The 21,258-nt window shown below is 65.0% G+C and carries 14 protein-coding genes; 12 read left to right on the top strand and 2 right to left on the bottom strand.

Annotation, left to right across the window (positions count from 1 at the left end):
• Window positions 1-261 precede the first annotated feature (261 nt).
• The 6 genes from BST12_RS14985 (at window position 262) to BST12_RS14960 (ending at window position 7,568) form a co-directional block, all read left to right on the top strand.
• A complete protein-coding gene (locus BST12_RS14985; RefSeq protein WP_083113913.1) occupies window positions 262-693 on the top strand; it encodes an HSP20 family small heat-shock protein in 432 nt (143 codons plus the stop codon).
• A gap of 18 nt (window positions 694-711) precedes the next feature.
• The gene (locus BST12_RS14980) at window positions 712-2,748 is read left to right on the top strand and encodes an erythromycin esterase family protein (protein WP_083113912.1); all 2,037 of its coding nucleotides are present in this window, start codon (window positions 712-714) and stop codon (window positions 2,746-2,748) included.
• Window positions 2,749-2,753: 5 nt separating this feature from the next.
• Window positions 2,754-3,767: a 1-phosphofructokinase family hexose kinase gene (locus BST12_RS14975; protein WP_211281279.1), complete on the top strand. Its 1,014-nt coding sequence runs from the start codon at window positions 2,754-2,756 to the stop codon at window positions 3,765-3,767.
• Window positions 3,768-3,886: 119 nt separating this feature from the next.
• On the top strand, window positions 3,887-4,657 hold the full coding sequence (locus BST12_RS14970; RefSeq protein WP_083113911.1) for a universal stress protein: 771 nt from the start codon (window positions 3,887-3,889) through the stop codon (window positions 4,655-4,657).
• Window positions 4,658-5,068: 411 nt separating this feature from the next.
• On the top strand, window positions 5,069-5,725 hold the full coding sequence (gene dosR, locus BST12_RS14965) for a hypoxia response regulator transcription factor DosR/DevR (protein ID WP_083113910.1): 657 nt from the start codon (window positions 5,069-5,071) through the stop codon (window positions 5,723-5,725).
• Between the two features lie 193 nt (window positions 5,726-5,918).
• Entirely contained in the window at window positions 5,919-7,568 is a 1,650-nt protein-coding gene (locus tag BST12_RS14960; protein ID WP_170062130.1) for a sensor histidine kinase, read from the top strand.
• A 28-nt stretch (window positions 7,569-7,596) separates the two neighbouring features.
• On the opposite strand, the gene BST12_RS14955 is transcribed toward BST12_RS14960, so the two are convergent.
• Together BST12_RS14955 and otsB are read right to left on the bottom strand one after the other, a co-directional pair.
• Window positions 7,597-8,415 (bottom strand): universal stress protein, encoded by an 819-nt coding sequence (locus tag BST12_RS14955; RefSeq protein WP_083113960.1) that lies wholly within the window; start codon window positions 8,413-8,415, stop codon window positions 7,597-7,599.
• 122 nt (window positions 8,416-8,537) lie between these two features.
• A complete protein-coding gene (gene otsB / locus BST12_RS14950; protein WP_083113959.1) occupies window positions 8,538-12,167 on the bottom strand; it encodes a trehalose-phosphatase in 3,630 nt (1,209 codons plus the stop codon).
• 211 nt (window positions 12,168-12,378) lie between these two features.
• Here otsB and BST12_RS14945 point away from each other — a divergent pair, with 211 nt between their 5' ends.
• The 6 genes from BST12_RS14945 to BST12_RS14920 all read left to right on the top strand — a co-directional run.
• The gene (locus BST12_RS14945) at window positions 12,379-13,257 is read left to right on the top strand and encodes a universal stress protein (RefSeq protein ID WP_083113908.1); all 879 of its coding nucleotides are present in this window, start codon (window positions 12,379-12,381) and stop codon (window positions 13,255-13,257) included.
• A gap of 46 nt (window positions 13,258-13,303) precedes the next feature.
• On the top strand, window positions 13,304-15,673 hold the full coding sequence (locus BST12_RS14940; protein ID WP_245850319.1) for a heavy metal translocating P-type ATPase: 2,370 nt from the start codon (window positions 13,304-13,306) through the stop codon (window positions 15,671-15,673).
• Window positions 15,674-15,808: 135 nt separating this feature from the next.
• The gene (locus tag BST12_RS14935) at window positions 15,809-16,696 is read left to right on the top strand and encodes a universal stress protein (protein ID WP_083113906.1); all 888 of its coding nucleotides are present in this window, start codon (window positions 15,809-15,811) and stop codon (window positions 16,694-16,696) included.
• Between the two features lie 35 nt (window positions 16,697-16,731).
• Window positions 16,732-18,258 carry a bifunctional aminoglycoside phosphotransferase/ATP-binding protein gene (locus tag BST12_RS14930; RefSeq protein ID WP_083113905.1) on the top strand — a complete coding sequence of 509 codons (1,527 nt, stop codon included), beginning with the start codon at window positions 16,732-16,734 and terminating at the stop codon, window positions 18,256-18,258.
• Between the two features lie 3 nt (window positions 18,259-18,261).
• On the top strand, window positions 18,262-20,550 hold the full coding sequence (ppsA, locus tag BST12_RS14925; RefSeq protein ID WP_083113904.1) for a phosphoenolpyruvate synthase: 2,289 nt from the start codon (window positions 18,262-18,264) through the stop codon (window positions 20,548-20,550).
• Window positions 20,551-20,737: 187 nt separating this feature from the next.
• Window positions 20,738-21,258 (top strand): PE family protein (locus BST12_RS14920; RefSeq protein ID WP_083113903.1); only part of this gene is annotated, 521 nt, incomplete at its 3' end.

The following is a 21,258-nucleotide window of genomic DNA, read 5'->3' as shown; positions in this document are numbered from 1 at the left end:
ATATCGATTGGACGCTGGATCGGCGGCTTGAGGGGTTTCTCCGACGCGAGGGATTTGACCGTCTCTTCGAAGACGGCGATGCCTACGTTCTGCTGCTTGACAGTGTCATGAGCCATATCGGCCAAGCTCGCCGGACGCGGGCCGGTCAGCAATGCGATCGACTAATGGCCTCGAAAAGGGGGACTTCGGTCCCTGTCGGAGACGGTGGCTGACTGGTCGAATGGATATCGATAATCCACCAAACTCTATTAGGAGCCAATCATGAGTACGGTTCCCGCACAGCGTGCGTCGAGGTCGCTCTTCCCGGAGTTCCCGGACTTGTTCGCAGCGTTCCCGTCATTTGCCGGTCTGCGTCCGGTCATTGATACCCGCGCGATGCGGCTCGAAGACGAAATGAAGGATGGCCGCTACGAGGTGCGCGCCGAAATCCCGGGTGTCGACCCGGCAAAGGACATCGATATCACTGTGCGCGACGGTCAGCTGACCATTAAGGCAGAGCGCAGCGAGAAAAAGGACTTCGACGGCCGATCGGAATTCTCCTACGGCTCCTTCGTCCGAACCCTCTCGTTGCCGGACGGGGCCGACGACGGCGACATCAAGGCCACCTACGACAAAGGCATACTCACTATTTCGGTGGCCGTCGCACAGAAGAAGCCGGCCGAGCGGCGCGTTCAGATCCAATCGCCGAACTAGCCCGAATACCGGTGTGAAATGACCACAGCAGCCAAGCTCAGCCGGCACTCACCGCGGCGGGTATTCCGAGACCGCCGCGAAGCCGGCCGGGTGTTGGCAACACTGCTGAGCGCGTACCGCAACCGCGAGGACGTGATAGTCCTCGGCTTGGCGCGGGGCGGAATACCTGTCGCGTGGGAGGTCGCCGCCGCGCTGCAGGCGCCCCTGGATGCGTTCATCGTGCGCAAGCTTGGCGCACCCGACCACGAAGAGTTCGCGGTTGGCGCGTTAGCCAGCGGCGGCCGCGTCGTCGTCAACGACGATGTATTGCGCGGACTGCGAATCACACCCCAGCAGCTGCGTGACATCGCCGAGCGGGAGGGCCGCGAGCTGGTCAGGCGCGAGGCCGCCTATCGTGCGGGGCGCCCGCCGCTGGTGGTGACCGGCAAGACGGTGATTCTGGTGGATGATGGTTTGGCCACCGGAGCCAGTATGTTCGCCGCGGTGCAGGCGTTACGCGACGCCGAGCCCGCACACATCGTGATCGCCGTGCCGGCAGCTCCGGAATCCACCTGCCGGGAATTCGCGGGTTTGGTCGACGACATGGTTTGCGCGTCGATGCCGACTCCATTTCTCGCGGTCGGCGAATCCTTTTGGGACTTCCGCCAAGTCACCGACGATGAAGTCCGGCAGCTGCTGTCGACCCCGACGGTCGGGTCCACCATCACCGCTGCGGCGGCGCCGACCGCCGCGGAGGTGATTCGCAGCGTGGCGGTCGACGCTCCCGGCGGTTTTCCGCCGTATGACACGCTCGAGGAGATCATTGGGGACGCCCGGATCGTGCTGATCGGCGAAAGTTCCCATGGCACCCACGAGTTCTACGAGGCGCGGGCCGCCATCACGAAGTGGTTGATCGAGAACAAGGGCTTCTGCGCCGTCGCCGCGGAAGCGGACTGGCCTGATGCATATCGGGTCAATCGGTACGTCCGCGGCGTCGGCGCAGACGGCAACGCCGATGAAGCGCTGAGCGGTTTCGAGCGATTTCCGGCCTGGATGTGGCGCAACGTTGTCGTGCGTGACTTCGTGGACTGGCTGCGCGCGCGCAACCAACGGTGTGCGGCAACCGGTGCGCGACAGGCCGGGTTCTACGGTTTGGATCTCTACAGCCTGCACCGGTCGATGCAGGAAGTCATCAACTACCTCGACGACATCGACTCGAATGCGGCGGCGCGGGCGCGCGCTCGCTATGCCTGCTTCGACCACGCGTCAGCCGATGATGGTCAGGCATACGGCTTCTCGGCGGCCTTCGGCGCAGGACCCTCATGTGAGCGTCAGGCGATCGAGCAACTCATCGACATGCAGCGCAACGCTTTGGCCTATGCGCGGCGCGACGGCCTGCTTGCCGAAGACGAACTGTTCTACGCGCAGCAGAACGCACAAACGGTCCGCAACGCGGAGGTGTATTACCGCGCCATGTTCAGCGGGCGGGTCACCTCCTGGAATCTGCGCGACAAGCACATGGCGCAGACGTTGGAGGCGCTGCTGAAGCACCTGGACCGGCACGGCGACGGAGCCCGAATCGTGGTGTGGGCCCACAATTCTCACGTAGGGGATGCGCGGGCCACCGAAGTGGGGTCCGACGGACAGCTCACCCTCGGCCAGCTCGTTCGACAGCAACACGGTGACGAGTCGCGCCTCATCGGGCTCAGCACCTTCACCGGCACGGTCACGGCTGCCAGTGAGTGGGGCGGAATTGCCGAGCGGAAGATGGTGCGGCCGGCGCTCAACGGCAGCATCGAAGAACTGTTCCACGAGACCGGCAGGGATGCCTTCGTCGTATCGGCGGCGCTGCACCCGCGGGCCGCTGACCCGCTGGCCGTCGTCCGGCTCGGGCGCGCCATCGGGGTGATCTATCTGCCCGCGACCGAGCGCCAGAGCCACTACTTCCACGTCCGGCCTGCCGATCAGTTCGATGCCATGATCCACATCGACAAGACCCGCGCACTCGAGCCTCTCGAGACCACGAGTCTATGGATCGCCGGCGAAACTCCGGAAACCTACCCGAGCGGCTTGTAATCGAAATGATCAGTGTAGAAGCGGACTTTGAGGGCCCGGTAGGACAGGCTGCGACCGAACCGCGGATCGTCACACTGACCATGAATCCGGCGCTCGACATCACCACAGACATCGGCGTGGTGCGGCCCATGGACAAGATGCGTTGCGGTGCACCGCGCCGCGATCCCGGTGGCGGCGGCATCAACGTCGCTCGGATCCTGCGGGTTCTGGGCGGGTCGGTGTTGGCGGTGTTTCCGGCCGGCGGGCCCACGGGTGGTCTCATCACGGCTTTGCTGCGCAATGCCGGCGTGCCCTTTCAGCATGTGCCGATCGGGGAGGCGACGCGAGAAAGCTTCACTGTCAACGAGACCAGCACCGGCAGGCAATACCGATTCGTGCTTCCCGGGCCGCGGCTGACACCGGCGGAACAAGAGGAATGTCTGGGCAGGCTACGGACGGCCGCAGAATCGGCCGATTTTGTGGTAGCAAGCGGCAGCCTGCCCCCGGGGGTGCCGGCCGATTACTACCAACGGGTTTCCGACGTTTGCCGGCACGCGGGTGCCGTCCTGATTCTGGACACCTCCGGCGGCGGACTGCGGCACATTTCTTCGGGGGTGTTCCTGCTCAAGGCGAGCCTGCGGGAATTGCGGGAATGCGTCGGACGCGACCTCCTCACCGAGATCGACCAATTGGCTGCCGCACAAGAGCTCATCGAACGCGGTCGTGCCCAAGTGGTAGTAGTGTCCCTGGGTGCCGACGGCGCCTTGCTTGCGACACGCGATGGCGGACAGCGCTTTTCGGCGGTTTCGATGCCCAGCGGCAGCGGGGTGGGTGCCGGTGATGCGATGGTAGCCGCGATCACCATGGGCCTCAGCCGCCGATGGTCGCTGGTCGACTCGGTTCGGCTAGGCATCGCAGCGGGTGCGGCGATGCTGATGACGCCCGGAACCGCCGCCTGCGATCGGGCCGATGTGGAGGACTTGTTCGAGCGAGTCGTCGATCCCACGGAGGTCGTTGCCGCAGCGCCCGCCGACGTGTGAGTCCTTCCTTGGCCGGTTGAGGACGAACGGCAGCGCAGGTGAGGACGAACGACTCCTGCGCAGCCGGCGATGGGCGCAATAGCCTGACGTTGAGCCAATGGAACCAACCGGGAGCCGACATGAACCAACTGGACGCCAAGTCGGTGGTCGTGGGCGTCAATGGCACGCAAGCCGCCGTCAACGCGGCTAAGTGGGCGATCGACGAAGCGATCAGCCGGCAGATGCCCCTTCGACTCGTTTATGTCGTGCGGCGTTCGGGTGACGCCGCCGCATCGGCTCCCGCCTCCGACTGGGAGCTTGAACGGGGCGAAATGGCGCTCTCCCAGGCCGACTGTGCCGTACAGGACGCAGGTCGACCGGTCGAGGTGGAAACGGCGATTCTGTCCGGCGATCCCGTTGAGGTGATGATAAACGAGTCGCGCGATGCCGCCTTGGTTTGCGTGGGCACCGCGCGACGGGGATGGGCGGCCGATGGATTACTGGGTCCCACCGCCGCGGGGTTGGTGGCGCGGGCGCACTGTCCGGTGGCCGTCATCCGAACCAATCCCGACGGATCGCCGACCGACGTCGGCGTGATCGCCGTGGTTCTCAACGATGATCCCGACAACGACGAAGTCGTACACCAGGCAATGGAAGAAGGACGCCGCCGCCACGCAGTCGTTCGGCAGATCGATCGACGCGTGGACAGCTGGGTACGCCGGTATCCGGATGTCCCCGTCCAGATCGTCGCCGCGGGCACCGGCGCCAAGGGCGCTGAAACTCACAGCAGCGCAATCGGATTGGCGGTGGTGGGGCAGGCCGATGCCGAGGAGCTGCCAGGTCTGGTCACGCCGAACTGCCATCCCATTTTGGGCTACCCGGATTGCTCGGTGCTGCTGCTGCGGCACTAGCAGTGCCCGGTGCCGTTTGCCGGTGTCGAAGTCACATGAGCCACAGGCGTATCGGCAAGCGTGCCAATAGGCGATTCTGAAGTGCGATATCGCGGGTGATATCGCAGCCCGGGCCGAATTGACCCAAGTAGCGACCGCCGCCCGGGATAGCAAGTGGGGCAACGATTTCGACATTGCCTTCCACTCGGCATCGGGCCGGCTGTGTCGACGGTAGTGCCGGACGAACATCTGCGAGGTCCGGCCATCCCTGCGCCGCATCGCAGGGCTAGTGGGTGGGTCTCGCTGTGCAACCCTTCGGCCAGTCCGCTGCCGCGCCGTGTGCCGATCATCTTGTTTGCGCATCGTCACATGTGAGAGGTTGGCCTATAACCTGCGGACTTTACTTCGCATGCTCGGCCGGAAGGATTCGCAATGGTTAAGGTTTTCCTGGTCGATGACCATGAGGTCGTACGTCGCGGACTGGTCGACCTGCTTAGCTGCGACCCTGAACTGGAAGTCATCGGCGAAGCGGATTCGGTGTCCGCCGCGATGGCCAGGATTCCGGCGTTGCGGCCCGACGTCGCCGTGCTCGACGTGCGCCTGCCCGACGGTAACGGAATCGAGCTGTGCCGCGACCTGCTTTCCGCGGTTCCTGACCTGCGCTGCCTCATGCTGACGTCGTTCACCTCCGACGAAGCGATGCTCGAGGCGATTCTGGCCGGGGCCAGCGGCTACGTCGTCAAAGACATCAAGGGTATGGAGCTGGCCCGGGCCATCAAAGACGTCGGAGCAGGTAAATCGCTGCTGGATAACCGGGCCGCCGCGGCCCTGATGGCCAAGCTGCGCGGCGGTACCGAGGAACAGGACCCATTGGCCGGATTGACCGAGCAGGAGCGGACGCTGCTTGGGCTGCTCAGCGAGGGTTTGACTAATCGGCAGATCGCGGCGCGGATGTTTCTGGCCGAGAAAACAGTGAAGAACTACGTCTCGCGATTGTTAGCCAAGCTCGGCATGGAGAGGCGTACCCAAGCGGCGGTTTTCGCTTCTAAGCTGGGCCGAAAGTCGAGTTCGCCGAGTACCGGCAACTAATACGTGCAGCTAAAGCAAAAGTTAGCTGGTCTTGCCAAACCTGGTCGTCGGGCGACGGCCCACTACACTGAAGTCATTCGGCTGACCGCGGGACTTGGCCGGCTGAACCCAATGCGCGTGGAGGTATCGGGTGGCAAACGAGCAAACCGGCTCGGTGTTTGCTGGGCTCGGTCAGCCCGGACTCGTGAACCGAATGCACCAACAGCTCGACGAGTTGCTGGCAGCCCGCGATCAGATGGAGCAGTTGCTGCGGGTGATCGTCGAGATCGGTTCAGATCTCGACCTGGAGGCGACGTTGCATCGCATCATCCTCGCAGCCAGGGAACTGACCAGTGCTCCGTACGGCGCCCTGGCCGTCCGTGATACTGACGGCACCTTGCTGTCGTTCGTGCACGGGGGAATAGACCCCGATACGGCTGACCGGATCGGGCATCTGCCGGTCGGTAAGGGCGTGCTGGGCGTATCGCTGGTCGAAACTCCGGCGCTGCGGCTGGACGATCTGACCATGCATCCGGCCGCTGTCGGCTTTCCCGAACACCATCCGCCGATGCGTGCCTTCCTTGGAGTACCGATCACGATCCGGGGAACGGTTTTCGGCAGTCTGTATCTGACCCATGTCGAGCCGGGCCGGGTGTTCTCCGAATCGGATGAATTCGCCGCGCGTGCTTTGGCTTTCGCGGCGTCCGTCGCCATTGACAACGCGCAGGTATTCGAGCGCGAACGGACTTCGGTGAAGTGGATGGAGGCCAGCCGGGAAATCACTACCGCCCTGCTGGCCAACACCGAGGGCGAGCTACGGCCACTACAGCTCATCGCTGAGCGCGCCTGCGCGCTGACCGACGCCGAACAGGCGATCGTGCTCGTCCCGGTCGACGCCGACTTGCCGCCGGACGAAACCGACACGCTGGTCGTGTCCGCCGCGGTGGGAGTGCACGCGGCTGAGGTGGTCGGTCAGCGGGTTCCGGTCGACGGCTCTACCACGGGTGAGGTTTTTCGCTCAGGGCAACCGCAGATCACCGAGTCATTGAGTTATCCGATCCAGGCGTTCACCGACGTCGGGCAGCGGTCGGCGATCGTGATGCCGCTGCGTGCCCATGACGAAAGTTCCGGTGTGATCGCGCTGGCTCGGGGCGCCTACCAGCAGCCCTTCGTCGACAGCGATCTCGACGTGGTAGAGCAGTTCGCCACGCACGCGGCGATAGCCCTCATGCTGGCATCCGGCCAGGAGAACGAGCGACAGCTGACGATTCTGGGGGAGCGCGAGCGCATCGCGCACGACCTGCACGATCATGTCATTCAACGGCTGTTCGCGACCGGGATGGATTTGCAAGGAACCCTTGCCAGGGCGCGTTCGCCAGAAGTCGCCACTCGGCTCAATCGGACGCTCGACGACCTGCAGACCATCATCGAGGAGATTCGCACCACTATCTTCCGGCTGAAGTCGACGCCGGTAGCCGACGGCAATTTCCGGCAGCAACTGCAGCAAGTCATCGCCGACCTCACCGAGAACCGCGACATCGTCACCACCGTCCGCATCGACGGGCCCATGACCGCTATCGGTGGTGAACTCGCTGAGCAGGCCGAGGCCGTCGCCACCGAAGCGATCAGCAACGCCGTTCGCCATTCCGGCGCCTCGCGACTCACCGTCGAGGTCGTCGCCGCCGACATGTTCACCTTGACCATCACCGACAACGGTTGCGGCATGCCGGACCACAACCGCCGCCGCAGCGGGTTGGCCAATATGGCGCGTCGCGCCGAACAACTCGGGGGCACCTGCGAGATCATCACCCCGCCCGAGGGCGGCACCCGGGTCTACTGGACGGCGCCGCTACCCGACCGGTGACGGCGAGCCCGGCCGGGTAGGCGAGAACTCATTCGCGTACCACCAGTACCGAACACCCGGAGTGGCCGAAATGGGCACTGACCGGACCGACGATTTTGCTGACGTGATCGGCGTCGGCGCTGCCGAGTACGGCCAATTGAACCGGTTCCTGCGTGCTGGTGAGAAATGTCGCGGCTCCCCGCCGGGCCGCAGCCGGCTGCACGTGCACCTCCGGATACCGGGAAACCCACTGTCCGAGACGGTGATTCAGCTGTTCGTACGGAATCTCACCGAAACCCCACGGCCACACGCCCAACGCCAAGATGGGTGCATTACGTAGCCGTGCCTGCCGGAAGCCGTGTTCGAGCACTGCGTCGTTGTCCGGCGCGTCGTCGACGACCAGGGCGATCCAGTCCGAATCCGTACGCGTGGCGTATTCGTGATCGGTGCGAATGATCGCCGCCGGGCAGAGCGAGTGGCGTGCTACGGCTTCGGCGGTCGAGCCGAGCAGTTTGCGTGCCAGCACACCGATTCCCACCGAGCCAACGCAAACCATTGCCGCGTGGGATGATTCGTCGATCAAGACATCGGCCGGGGAGCCGAGGACCATGTCGGTTTCGACCTTGACCGGCTGACCCGTGGCGTGCACCGCGGCCGAGGCCGCGCGCAGTGCCGTCTCACCGTATTGCCTGTCCAGGTTGATCTCGTCCGGCGGCGCATCGGCTTGCTGTTCGGCGATGGCATGGATGAGGTGCAGGGGGATGTCACGGCTGTGGGCTTCCGCGGCCGCCCATATCGCGGCATTGATGGCAGCGGTTGAACCGTCGATGCCTACCGCGATCGATCGCGGCGACGTTCGATCACTCATCAGCTGCTCCGTCCCCATGGCTGGATTTCCAGCATCATCTGCCCGAGAGGCTATCTGCGGCAGCGGATTTCCAGCAGGGCCGTTCGGCCCTGGTTTTGCCTGCCATGGTCATCTCGCAACTGCTAGTGAACCGCGATGGCTTGCCCGGGCTGCAGGCGCTGCACCCGGCCACGGCATTCGATCTCGATCGGCCTGGCGTTGCCTGCTTCGGCGGTGAGATCGGCGGTTCGTCCGCTGATGCGGAGGTGAAGGCGGTGACCCCGGTAAACGAATGGGAATTCGATCGACCCCAGGTCAGTTGGCCAGTGCGGGTTGATAATCAGCCGGTCGTCGCGAGTCTCCAGACCGGTGAAGCACCGCTGCAGCAGGTCGATGCTGCCGGCCATCGCCGCCAAATGGATGCCCTCGGCCGTCGTACCGCCTTGGATATCAGCGATGTCGGAATTGAGCACCTGTTCGAAGTACTCCATGGCGTTATCGCGGTTGCCGCGGGCCAATACCCACGAGTGCACGATCTCGCTCAAGGTCGATCCGTGCGAAGTGCGCGCCATGTAGTACTCGACGGTCTTTGGGATCTGTTCGGGAGCGAAGTGGTAACCGAGCCGGCCGAATAGGCCAAGCAACTCATCGGCGGAGAGCAGATAGAACAACATCAGGGCGTCGGCCTGCTTGGACGCCTTGTAGTGGTTGACGCTGTCGCCCTCGGCTTCCAGGATGCGATCGAGGCGCCGGATGTTGCCGTAGCGCTGCTCATAGCGCTCCCAATCCAGCTCTTTGAGTTCCGCATAACCTTCGAACTGACTGATCACATTGTCGTGGAACGGGACGAACATCCGCCGGCTCACGAGATCCCACCGGTCGCGCTCCTGCGTTGTCAGCCCGACCTTTCCGACGATTGCCAGCCGATCGCGCAACGGCAGCAGATCCAGCGCGTCCATCGCCCGCATGATCGCCCAAACCGCCATGACGTTGGTGTATGCGTTGTTGTCTATCCCGTCGTACTCACGGCCGGGATAGCCGGAGTGGAACTCGTCAGGACCGATGACTCCTCGTATCGTGTAGCGGCCCAGACCGTCGTCGAAGTCGGCCAGGCACACCCAGAAACGGGCGATCTCGACCAGCGTCTCGGCCCCGTAGTCGACGAGATACTGATGGTCACCGGTTACCTGGTAGTGCTGCCACACGTTGTAGGCGACGGCGAGGCCGACGTGGTGTGCGCGCGCACTGGCGTCCGGATTCCACCGGCCCGACTGCGGATTGAGGTGGACCTCCTGGCTTACCTCACGTCCATCACTGCCCGACTGCCAGGGAAACATCGCACCCAGATAACCCGCCTTGTGTGCCGCGCGCCGGGCCTCGGGAAGCCGGCGATGCCGATACAGCAGCAACGACCGCGACACGTTCGGCATCCGCATGTTCAGCACCGGAGAGATGAACAACGCATCCCAGAAGACGTGTCCCCGGTAGGCCTCCCCGTGTAGGCCACGGGCCGGGACGCCCGCGTCCAGTTCGGCGGTATGCGGTGAAATGGTCTGCAGCAGGTGCACCAAATGCAAGCGCAGCACCCGCAGTGAGTTGGTGCCGTCCAGCAGGCCGATGCTGCACTGCTCCCACAGCCGCGCCCAGGCGCGGGCATGTTGCTGGTGCAGTTCACCGTAGCGGCCGGCTTCGTCGAGATAATGCCAGGCGGTGCTGGACGGTTCGGAAATGGCGGCGTCTCGGCCGGTGAATATGACAGCAACTTTCTCACAGGCAATCGATTGTCCGGCCGACAGCGTCACCGGAACATCGTGGCCGCCGCGGTTGGGTTCGCGGACCACCGTGTAATGAGCATCCACCGGGATATCGTCGTCGCGCCACAACGTAGTACGCGCGGCAACCGCAATCGCTATACATGATTGCGAAGTTCGAGTGCGCAGTAGCACCGAGCCCGGTGCTATTTCTTCTATTTCAGAGTCGGTGAGGTGGATGCTGGACAACGAACGATACCGCTCCACCTGGGTGTTGCCCACGGTTGCGTCCAGCAGTGATCTGAATTCGACTGTGCCCGACCAATTCTCGGCGTTGACGACAGTGCGCATGGCAAGTACGTGGGGCTGGTCCATCGAGGCGAACCGTTGCTGCGTCAGCGTGGTGATTCGGCCGGCGGTGTCGCGGAAGCGCAGTGTCCGGGTGAGTGTCGCGTGCCGCAGGTCGAAACTCTGACGATAGGACATCAACTCCGCGTCGTCGACGGAAAACCAAGGGCCGCCGTCGATCCGGAACGTCAATGACAGCCAGTTGGGCAGGTTGACCAGGCTTTCGTTCTCGATGGCCCGGCCGGCGATCCGATCGGTCAGCGTGTTGTATACGCCGCTCGCATAGGTGCCGGGATAGTGCCTCGCTGCGGACGTCGCCTCCGGTGCGCAACCGCGGGTGGCGACGTAGCCGTTGCCGATCGTGCACAATGACTCGCGCAGCGGCTCGGTATCGGGATCGTATCCTTGGTAGACGAGTTCCCATTCGTCGCTTGGATGGGCCGCGGCATCTCGTAAGTCTTCGGCCAGGACCTGAATGAATTGCACTACCGCGAGCGGGTTTTCGAGACTGAACGAGGCGGCAGAGGGCCGGTTGCGGTTCTTGTCGTGACGCACCACAATTCCCACGCCGTCGAAGCGGACCGCGTCGAACGCATCCTCGTCGGTGATATCGTCGCCGATGTAGATCGGCAAAACGGTGGCAGAATCGGCAGCGCCGTCATTTCCGGAAAGGTGTCCGAGCATCCATTCCAGCGCTTTGCCCTTGTCCCAAGCCATGTTCGGATAGAGTTCAATCGTCTTGCGGGTCATCGTCACCCGCCAGCCTTGGGAGCGCCCGAGTCGGCGCACCGCCGCGATCACGCTGTCGATGTGCTCACGATCGACTTTGCGGTAATGCACGGCCACCGAGAACCGCTTGAGCTCCACCAGTATCCCTGGCGTGCCGCTCAGCTCTAGGTTCAGTTGCGCCGCCGCACTTTCCAATGTGTTCGTCGACGGGGTGGACACCCGGTTCTCGTGCCGCGCGCCGGCCGGGGTGACCAGTTCGAAACCGTGGCTACCGGCAAACCAGAGTTCGTCGACATTGACCCGCTCCCGGATATCGGCCAATTCCCAGCTGCTGATCAATACCGCGGGGCAGCGTTTGGCCAGCAATTGCAGCGCCTCGGTGGCGTCGGCGACCAGCCCTGTCGACTCGGGGTGATCGATGATCTCGGACAAGGTTGCGTCTACGTTGAGGAACACTGCCGGTCGTCGGCCGTTCATCAGTTCTTTTATCTGGGTGTAGCTGCGTAGGGCATCGGGAATGGCCGAGATGCCGGCGTCACCGCTGCGCACCGAGATTTCGGCCAGGTCGCCGATCACCGCATCGGCTCCGCAGGAGATGAGTCCGTCGACGTGTCCGGTGCGGTCGAGACCGAATACCAGGTTGAATCCGCCGTAGCTGCCGAGCCGAACCCCGGACTCGTCGTCGGCGACGACGACGCAGCGATCGGGACGGCTGCCCAGCCGGTTGGCTACCGCGATCAGGACCGCCTGATTGAGTCGTCCGGCGGCGTCGCCGGCGGTCACGTTGACAAGTTCGTTGATGCCGGCCTCGCGCAACAGTTGCGTGCAGTTGCCGCTGCGCGAGTAGACGCCGGTCGCGATACCAACGGTGCGCAGCTGGCGCAGCAAGGGGACGGTTGAGTCGAAGGCGCGAACGCGGCCCGAGGCGGTATCGGTGAATACCATTGCGTCGAGGTCGAAGACGACCGCGTCGTGGTAACGCCCATCGATGGTGGCTGGCCATTCGGTCACCCTTGTGACGATGCCACCGGCATGAGCCGCGATCTACCCCGTGCGGTCGATGAGGGTCTCAGGGCTACCCGTTAGAGGACTAAAGGCCCCAGCCTGGCGAGAATTCCCGCAATAGCGTTTTGGGTGACGGACTAAGGAGAGCAACATGTCCACCACCTTGAAGCGTTATGGCATCGTCGTCGGCGTCGACGGATCCGCCGCATCGAATGCCGCAGTCTATTGGGCGGCGCACGAGGCGGCGCTGCGCAACGTCCCGCTGACTGTGGTCCATATGCTGCGAGCATTCGTGCCCACCTATCCGCAGATGCCCATGCCGAACGGAATTGCGTTGTGGCAGGAGGAAGATGGCCGTCAGGTGCTCGAGCAGGCGGTCAAGATCGCCGAAGACGTCGCGGCAACCGAACGACCGATCGCGATGACCCACGAAATGAAGTGTTCGCCTCCGGTACCGACGCTCGTCGAGATGTCCGACGATGCCGAGATGGTCGTCGTCGGCTCCACCGGGCGCGGCGCGGTCGAGCGGACCCTGCTGGGCTCGGTGAGTTCGGGTGTGGTGCACAGCGCCAGGTGCCCGGTCGCGGTCATCCGCGACGAGGCTTCGTGGCTGCCGCGGTCCAATCGGGCCCCAGTTGTGGTGGGCATCGATTGCTCGCCGGTCTCCGAGCTTGCGCTGGCCATCGCATTCGACGAAGCGTCGCGCCGGGGTGTGGAACTCACTGCATTGCACGCATGGAGCGATATCGCGGTGTATCAGCTGCCGTGGCTGGACTGGCAAGCAGAAGCCGAGCGCAGCCTGGCCGAATACCTGGCGGGCTGGCAGGAACGCTATCCAGATGTCAAGGTGAACCGGGTGGTCGTTCTCGATCACCCCGGTCGCGCTCTGATCGACGAGTCGCAAACCGCTCAGCTGGTAGTCGTGGGCAGCCACGGCCGCGGCGGGTTGACCGGCATGCTGCTGGGTTCGGTCGGCAACGCGGTTGTGCACTCGGTCTGTGCGCCGGTGATCGTGGCACGCCCGGCATAGGAGTGCGTGAAATACCTTATTCGGCAACAATTTACGGGGTTCGGCGATGGTCGCTGGCGCGGAAACCGCGGGGGGCCTACGGATGTGGCGGCTGCGTTGGCTGGTTGAGTTGGGCATGGTGGTGCTCACGGTCAGCGGCCTGGCCGCCGGTGGGGTCGCCTGGCTGATCGGCAGGCCGACGCTGGCCGATAGTTGCTGGATTGCGGCCACCGCGGTGGCGATCATGCCCGCGCTGGTATGGGTAGTGGTCGCGTTGCGTCGAGGACGCGTCGGCGTGGACGTCGTCGCGGTGCTGTCGCTGATCGGCACCCTTTTGGTTGGCGAGTATCTGGCAGGCGCATTGATCGCGGTGATGCTGGCCGGTGGCCGGGCGCTCGACGCTGCCGCCGAGCGCCGGGCCTCGCGGGATCTGCGAGGTCTGCTCGAACGTGCTCCGCGGTTCGCGCGGCGACGGGTCGGAACCCAGGTCAGCGTGATCCCGCTGGCGGAGGTGGCGGTCAACGACACCTTGGTGGTCGGCCCCGGCGAGGTCGTCCCGGTGGACGGCCGAATCGTCGACCTGGTGGCAGTTCTGGACGAGTCGGCGCTGACGGGGGAGTCGCTGCAGGTCGAACGGGCGGTCGGTGAACCCGTCCGTAGCGGTGTGGTCAACGCGGGCAGCGTTTTCGAGGTTCGTGCCACCGCCAGCGCCGACGACAGTACATACGCCGGCATCGTGCGGATGGCGCAGCAAGCCGGCGCCGAGAGCGCGCCGATCGTCCGGTTGGCCGACCGGTTTGCGGCCTGGTTCCTGCCGCTGACACTGCTATTGGCCGGGGTGGCCTGGCTGGTCAGCGGGTCGGCCGTGCGAGCCGTCGCGGTCCTGGTAGTCGCCACCCCATGCCCGCTACTGCTGGCCGCGCCGGTGGCGATCGTCGCCGGTCTATCCCGGGCGTCGCGTGCCGGAGTGGTCATCCGCAGCGGCGGCGCACTGGAAAACCTAGGGCACGCAACGACTTTGGCGATGGATAAGACGGGCACCCTGACCATGGGACGACCGGCGGTCATCGATCTGCCGGTCACGCCCGGTGTCGACGCGGCCGACCTGTTGCGGCTGGCCGCTTCGGCCGACCAATTCTCCCCGCATGTACTGGCCGAGGCCATCGTCACCGAGGCGCTCAACCGGGGCCTGCAGCTGTCGCTGCCAACCGATGTGGTCGAGCAGCCGGGCCACGGTGTGGCCGCGACCGTCGACGGGCGTCGAGTGTCGGTCGGCAAGTTGCCGGCGGACACCGTCACCGGCCCGTGGGTGGAGTCGGTACTCAACCGGGCGCGGCTGGACGGCGCAGCGATCGCCTGGGTGTGGCTGGACGGTGAGCCGGCGGGTGCCCTGTTGTTGCGGGATCCGTTGCGCTGGCAGGCCCCGCGCACGGTGCGGCGGTTGCGCGAGGCCGGATTCACCCGGTTGATCCTGCTCACCGGCGACCGGGCCGAACCGACTCGCGAGGTGGCCACCATCCTGGGTCTGGATGAGGTCTATGCCGACCAGACTCCGGCCGACAAATTCGCTGCCGTGCGTGCCGAAACCGCACGCGCGGTCACGGTGATGGTGGGCGACGGCGTCAATGACGCTCCGGCGCTGGCCGCGGCCACCGTCGGGGTGGCCATGGGTGGGCGCGGGGCCACCGCTTCGTCGGAAGCCGCCGACATCGTCCTCACCACCGATCGGCTGGACCGGCTGGCCGACGCGATGGACATCGCACGCTGGTCACGTCGCATCGCCGTACAAAGCGCGGTCGTCGGCATGACCCTGTCACTGATGGCCATGGGGATTGCCGCACTGGGCTGGTTGCCGCCCGCAGCCGGGGCACTGCTGCAAGAGGGTATCGATCTGGCCGTCATCCTCAACGCCCTGCGTGCGCTGCGCGGCGACCCCGCCACCGACGTGTCGTTAGCCGCGGGCACCGAGCAGCTGCTGCACCGCTTCGCCGCAGAACACGACCGGCTTCGCGACACCGTCGGACGGCTGCGCGCCACCGCCGACGAACTGGTCTCCGGTCCGCCTGGTGCGGCCCTGGAGTCGCTGGGGGCAGTGCATACCTTGCTGACCGAACGAATTCTGCCGCACGAGGACGCCGAGGAAACTCAGCTTTACCCGGCGTTGGCGCGCCCCCTGGGCAGCGGCGAAGCGACCGCCACCATGAGTCGAATGCACGCCGAAATCCGGCGGATGTCCGACCGCATCGGCACCCATCTGGCCCTTGCCCAAGCCGCCGGCGGCATCCAGCAGGACCAAGTCGGCGACCTCTTGGCGTGCCTGTACGGACTGTATGCGCTGTTGCGTCTGCACTTCGCCCAGGAAGAGGAAAGCTACTTCATTCTTGCTGTCGACGATATCGAGCAAGACGAAAAACGGGGTACACCAACGCCATTGTGATCGTCGGCTGCCGCTCGCGTCCTCGACGCCACGGGTTGCATCTGAGGTCGCATGTCCATGCGGTTGGGGACTAAAGCCTCACGACCAACCACCGCGTGGTCACTACCGTTGCAATTACTTGTTGAGGGAGAACAAATGTCCACACCCAAACGTCATGGCATCGTGGTCGGAGTCGACGGGTCGCCCGCCTCGAATTCGGCGGTCTGTTGGGCGGCGCGCGATGCCGCGCTGCGCGGCCTCCCACTGACCTTGGTGCACATGGTGAATCTCGCTCCGACGTGGCCGGAGATGCCGATGCTTGCCGGCATCTCGGTGTGGTTGGAAGAAGACGGCCGCCAAGTCATTGAGCAGGCGATCAAGATGGTCAAGGACGCTTTGGCGTCGGACAAGGTTCACATTTCCAGCCAGCTCATCTGGTCGCCGCCCACTCCCACACTCATCGAGCTATCCCGGGAGGCCGAGATACTGGTCGTCGGTAGCCACGGGCGGGGTGCGGTCGCGCGCGGATTGCTCGGCTCGGTCAGTTCGGGCGTGGTGCGAAGGGCGAACTGTCCGGTAGCGGTGATCCGGGAGGAAGGCGCCTCGGAGCCCCATCCGATTGATCCCGAGTCGGCTCCGGTGCTGTTGGGAATCGACGGCTCACCGGCGTCAGAGCTGGCGACCGCCATTGCTTTTGACGAAGCGTCGCGCCGCGGCGTGGAGCTGAATGCGGTACACGCGTGGAGCGACGTCGAAGTGGTGGAACTGCCGGGGCTGGACTGGTCTGCATGCCAGGAGGAAGCGGCGCAGATTCTGGCCGAACGTTTGGCGGGCTGGCAAGAACGCTATCCCGACGTGAAGGTCCACCGCTCCGTTGTGTGCGATCGCCCCGCGCGGCGCCTGCTCAAAGATGCGTCTTCGGCTCAGCTCGTCGTCGTTGGCAGCCACGGCCGAGGCGGCTTGGCCGGAATGCTGCTGGGCTCGGTCAGCAACGCGGTCGTCCACTCGGTTCATATCCCGGTCATCGTGGCACGACAGTCGTGACGCTGGAATCCCCGATGCCGAGCTGACTCAACGTCATGAATGCCACGATCCCTACCACCGATACCGCCGGGTCACTGACGGCCGCGGCGGGGGCCTACGTCGAGGTTCACGAAACCCACACCGGCGTGGTGCTGCTGGTCGGCGACCGGGCCTACAAGGCCAAAAAGCCGGTGCTAACCGACTTCCTCGACTTCCGCACACCCGAGTTGCGCGAACACGCGTGTCGCCGGGAAGTCGCGTTGAACAGCCGGCTGTCCGCGGGCACTTACCTCGGGATCGCCCATCTCGAGGATCCCGCCGGAGGTCCGCCCGAACCGTTCGTCGTCATGCGCCGCTATCGCGACCGGGACCGATTGGCGGCATTGGTCACACGCGGGCGCACCGGGGAAGACGACGAGTCGGTCCGAGGCGTGCTGAACGCCATTGCCAGGGTGCTGGCTCGCTTTCACGAGCGCGCCGAACGTAGCCCGGCGATCGACGCACAAGGCAGCACCGAAGCCGTTAACCGACGCTGGATGGACAACCTGCAGGAACTGCAGCGCTATGCGGGTGCAACCTTTTCCGAGGAGTCGCTGGCACGGATTCAGCAGCTGTTCACCGAATTCATCGCGGGTCGCGCGGCGTTGTTCGCCGACCGCATTGCGCAGGGATGCATCGTCGACGGCCACGGCGATCTGCTCGCCGACGACATCTTCTGGGTACGCGGCGAGCCGGCCATCCTCGATTGCCTGGAGTTCGACGACGCACTGCGGTATGTCGATCGCATCGACGACGCCGCGTTCCTGGCGATGGATCTGGAATTCCTGGGTCGAAAAGACCTTGGTGATTATTTCCTGGAACGCTACGAAGCCCATTCGGCCGATTCGGCGCCGGCGTCACTGCGCGACTTCTATGTCGCCTATCGAGCATTGGTCCGGGCCAAGGTCGACTGTGTCCGGCTGTCCCAGGGCGCAGCGCAGGCCGGGATGGACGCCGCCTGTCACCTCGCCATCGCAACCTGGCACCTGGAAGACGGCGGCGTCCGGCTGGCGCTCGTCGGGGGAAATCCCGGCACCGGGAAGTCTACTTTGGCGGCCGCACTCGCTGAACACGTTGGGGCCCAGGTCATCTCCACTGATGAGGTGCGCCGAGAGCTGCGCGATCAGGGCGCCATCGCAGGAGAGCCCGGCGTCTTGGACGCCGGACTTTACCGCCCGCAAAACGTCATGGCCGTCTACGAGGTGGCGCTGCGCCGGGCCGGTGAGCATCTGGTCAATGGGCAATCAGTGATTCTCGACGCCACCTGGCGTGATCCCCACATTCGTGCACTGGCTCATTGCCTTGCAACCGAAACACATTCGGCACTGGTCGAGTTGATGTGCGCCGCGCCTGTCGATGCGGCGGCGGGCAGGGTCCGGACGAGAGAGCCGGGTAACTCCGACGCGACGCCGGAGATCGCCGCTGCCCTGGCCGCACAACACAACGGCTGGGACACCGCGCACGTACTGCAAACCGATCGGCCGCTTGAGGATTCATTACGAGAGGCTCGCGACATCTGGCGTCGAGCCAACTGGAAGGAGTAGGAAATGCCTACAGACACTGACGTCAACGCTTTCGCCTCGGACATAGCGACATTGCGGCTAAGTGATGCCGAGGAAGCCGGCGGTAAGGGCGCGAACATGGGCGAGCTGGTCGCTGCTGGTCTTCCCGTTCCACCGGGATTCGTGCTGATGCGAAGCAGCTACCTGGCGTCGATGCAGGCGGGCGGAGTCGACGCCGAACTCGCCGCGCTGCACCGCGAAGCACTCGAGCAGATCGGCAACAGCGCCCGGCTCTCGGAGCTGTGCGGGCGGATGCAGACTCTGGTGACCAAGGCCGGCTTGAGCGATGACGTTCGCACCCGGCTGCTCGACTCCTACCAACGGCTAGGGCCCAATTGTGTTGTCGCGGTGCGTTCGTCGGCAACGGGCGAGGACGGCCGCGACGCGTCGTTCGCGGGAATGAACCAGACCCTGACCAATGTGATGGGCGAAGACGAGTTGATCGGCGCCGTCAAGCAATGCTGGGCTTCGCTGTTCAGCCCGCGGGTAATCACCTATCGTGCCAGCCGTGGCTTCACGGCGGATCCCGCGATGGCCGTCGTCGTCCAGCAGATGATCGCCTCCGAGCAGTCGGGCGTCGCATTCACCACCGACCCCAGCACGGGGGAGCGGGATCATCTCGTCATCGAGGCCGCCGTCGGCCTCGGCGAGGTGGTGGTGTCCGGGAAGGTCCAGCCAGACACCTATCTCGTCGACAAGAAGACACTCGAGGTCCTCGACGTGCGAATCGGGTACCAGGCGTTCAAGATCGAGCGCGGCCCCGACGGCCACGACATAGTGGTGGAGCTGACGCCGTCGCAGGCCGAAGCCCGGGTTCTCGATGACGCATCCCTGCGCCGTGTCGCCGAACTGGCGATTGCCACCGAGGCCCACCACGGCTGCCCGCAAGACGTCGAATGGGCGATCGCCTCGGGACAAGTGTGGCTGGTGCAGGCCAGGCCCATCACCACGTTGGGCAACAACGGAACCGAAGAGCCGGGCGATTCGAGTGTGTTGTTACGCGGACTGCCCGCGGCGCCGGGCTCGGCGTCGGGACGGGTCCGAGTGCTGCAGACGCCGCAAGAGGGAAACCGATTGCTGGACAACGAGATTCTGGTCGCCCCCATGACCAACCCGGACTGGTTGCCCGCCATCCGGCGGGCGGCCGCACTGGTCACCGAGACCGGCGGCATGACCTGCCACGCCGCGATCGTCGCGCGTGAGCTGATGGTTCCGTGCGTGGTGGGAGCTCGCGGCGCGACGACCACCCTGCACGACGGCCAGCTGGTGACCGTCGACGGCGCGCACGGGAACGTCGTAGCGGGAGCCGCCAAAGCGCAGGTGCAGGCTGCGACGATCGAACGGCCCGTGAGCATTTCGGCCGGCGTCACCACCGGCACCAAGATCTACGTCAATCTGGCCATACCCGACTCGGCCGAAGCTGTCGCGGCACAGGATGTCGACGGGGTGGGCCTGTTGCGCGCGGAATTCATGCTTACCCAAGCGCTTTCCGGGCGGCACCCACGCGACCTCATCGCACACGACGAGCAGTCCAAACTGGTGGATGCCATGGTGGGGTCCATCGGCCGAATCGCGTCGGCGTTCGCGCCCCGGCCAGTCGTCTACCGCGCTACCGACTTCCGCAGCAACGAGTTTCGCGGCCTGCGTGGCGGTGATGCTTACGAGCCGGCCGAGCACAATCCGATGATCGGGTACCGCGGGTGCTACCGATACATCAAAGAGCCGGACTTGTTCGCCCTGGAACTCGAGGCCTTGGCGCGAGTGCGCGAGCAGAATCCCAACGTGCATCTGATGATTCCGTTCGTACGCACCCGATGGGAACTGGAAACCTGCCTGTCATTGGTCGACTCCAGCCCGCTCGGTTCGCAGCGGGGTCTGCATCGCTGGGTGATGGCCGAGGTGCCTTCGGTGACCTACTGGCTGCCCGAGTACGTCGGCATGGGAATCGACGGAGTGTCCATCGGCAGTAACGACCTCACCCAATTGGTCCTGGGCGTCGACCGCGACTCCGATATTTGCGCCGAGCTGTTCGACGAATCCGATGAGGCTGTGCTGGATGCGATCGGTCGCATCGTGGCGACCGCGCGCAAACACGGCATTACCTCTTCGCTGTGCGGGCAGGCGCCGTCGACCAACCCGGCCTTCGCCGAACACCTGGTCCGCATGGGGATCACTTCGGTGTCGGTCAACCCGGATGCGGTCGACGCCACCCGTCGCACGGTTGCCGCCGCAGAGCGGCGGTTGCTGTTGGAGAACGCCCGCGGAGGTGCATAACCGACGTCGTGTGCGCCACGGTGATGCCCTTTCGATGCTTGCGTTGCGTGCAATAGTTACTTCGTAAACTTTTGCTAGACGCTGGCATGCCGGTTTCTTAGCGTCATCACGTGACTCGTACACGGCGACCGAACCGGCACCAAAACCAGCAAACCTTCGGTCACTGATTGGTGATTGGAGGTACGCGATGTCGTTTGTGAGCGTGACGCAGGAATATGTGGCGGCTGCCGCGTCGGATCTGGCTGACATCGGTGTGGCGATCAATTATGCGAACCAGGCCGCGGCCGGCCCGACCAGCGTCCTCGCGGCCGCCGGCGCCGATGAGGTGTCGGCGGCGATCGCGGCCGTGTTCGGCAGCCACGCTCAGCAGTACCAGGCCGTCACCGCGCAGGCCGCTGAGCTGCACGACCGGTTTGTCCAGGCGCTGCGGGCCGCCGGGAGGGCCTACGGGCTGGCCGAGGCTACGAACGCCTCGCCGTTGCAGACCGCCGAGCGCGCGGTGCTTGCCCTGGTCAACGCGCCCACCGAGGCGGTGTTACAGCGCCCGCTGGTCGGCAATGGCGCTAATGGCACGGCCGCACATCCCAATGGCTGGGCCGGCGGCGTGCTGTATGGCAACGGCGGCAATGGCTTTACGCAAACCGCGACCGGAGTCGCCGGCGGGGCCGGTGGTGCCGCGGGGCTGATCGGCGCAGGCGGGGCCGGTGG

The organism is Mycobacterium angelicum (assembly GCF_002086155.1).
Classification (GTDB): domain Bacteria; phylum Actinomycetota; class Actinomycetes; order Mycobacteriales; family Mycobacteriaceae; genus Mycobacterium; species Mycobacterium angelicum.
The sequence above is the reverse complement of the archived record's forward strand: the minus strand, read 5'-3'. Positions and strand labels throughout refer to the sequence as shown.

Coding starts and splice junctions, on each gene's coding strand:
- BST12_RS14985 (WP_083113913.1), top strand. CDS start 262: ATGAGTACGGTTCCCGCACAGCGTGCGTCGAGGTCGCTCTTCCCGGAG.
- BST12_RS14980 (WP_083113912.1), top strand. CDS start 712: ATGACCACAGCAGCCAAGCTCAGCCGGCACTCACCGCGGCGGGTATTC.
- BST12_RS14975 (WP_211281279.1), top strand. CDS start 2,754: ATGATCAGTGTAGAAGCGGACTTTGAGGGCCCGGTAGGACAGGCTGCG.
- BST12_RS14970 (WP_083113911.1), top strand. CDS start 3,887: ATGAACCAACTGGACGCCAAGTCGGTGGTCGTGGGCGTCAATGGCACG.
- dosR (WP_083113910.1), top strand. CDS start 5,069: ATGGTTAAGGTTTTCCTGGTCGATGACCATGAGGTCGTACGTCGCGGA.
- BST12_RS14960 (WP_170062130.1), top strand. CDS start 5,919: ATGCACCAACAGCTCGACGAGTTGCTGGCAGCCCGCGATCAGATGGAG.
- BST12_RS14955 (WP_083113960.1), bottom strand. CDS start 8,415: ATGAGTGATCGAACGTCGCCGCGATCGATCGCGGTAGGCATCGACGGT.
- otsB (WP_083113959.1), bottom strand. CDS start 12,167: ATGGTATTCACCGATACCGCCTCGGGCCGCGTTCGCGCCTTCGACTCA.
- BST12_RS14945 (WP_083113908.1), top strand. CDS start 12,379: ATGTCCACCACCTTGAAGCGTTATGGCATCGTCGTCGGCGTCGACGGA.
- BST12_RS14940 (WP_245850319.1), top strand. CDS start 13,304: ATGGTCGCTGGCGCGGAAACCGCGGGGGGCCTACGGATGTGGCGGCTG.
- BST12_RS14935 (WP_083113906.1), top strand. CDS start 15,809: ATGTCCACACCCAAACGTCATGGCATCGTGGTCGGAGTCGACGGGTCG.
- BST12_RS14930 (WP_083113905.1), top strand. CDS start 16,732: ATGAATGCCACGATCCCTACCACCGATACCGCCGGGTCACTGACGGCC.
- ppsA (WP_083113904.1), top strand. CDS start 18,262: ATGCCTACAGACACTGACGTCAACGCTTTCGCCTCGGACATAGCGACA.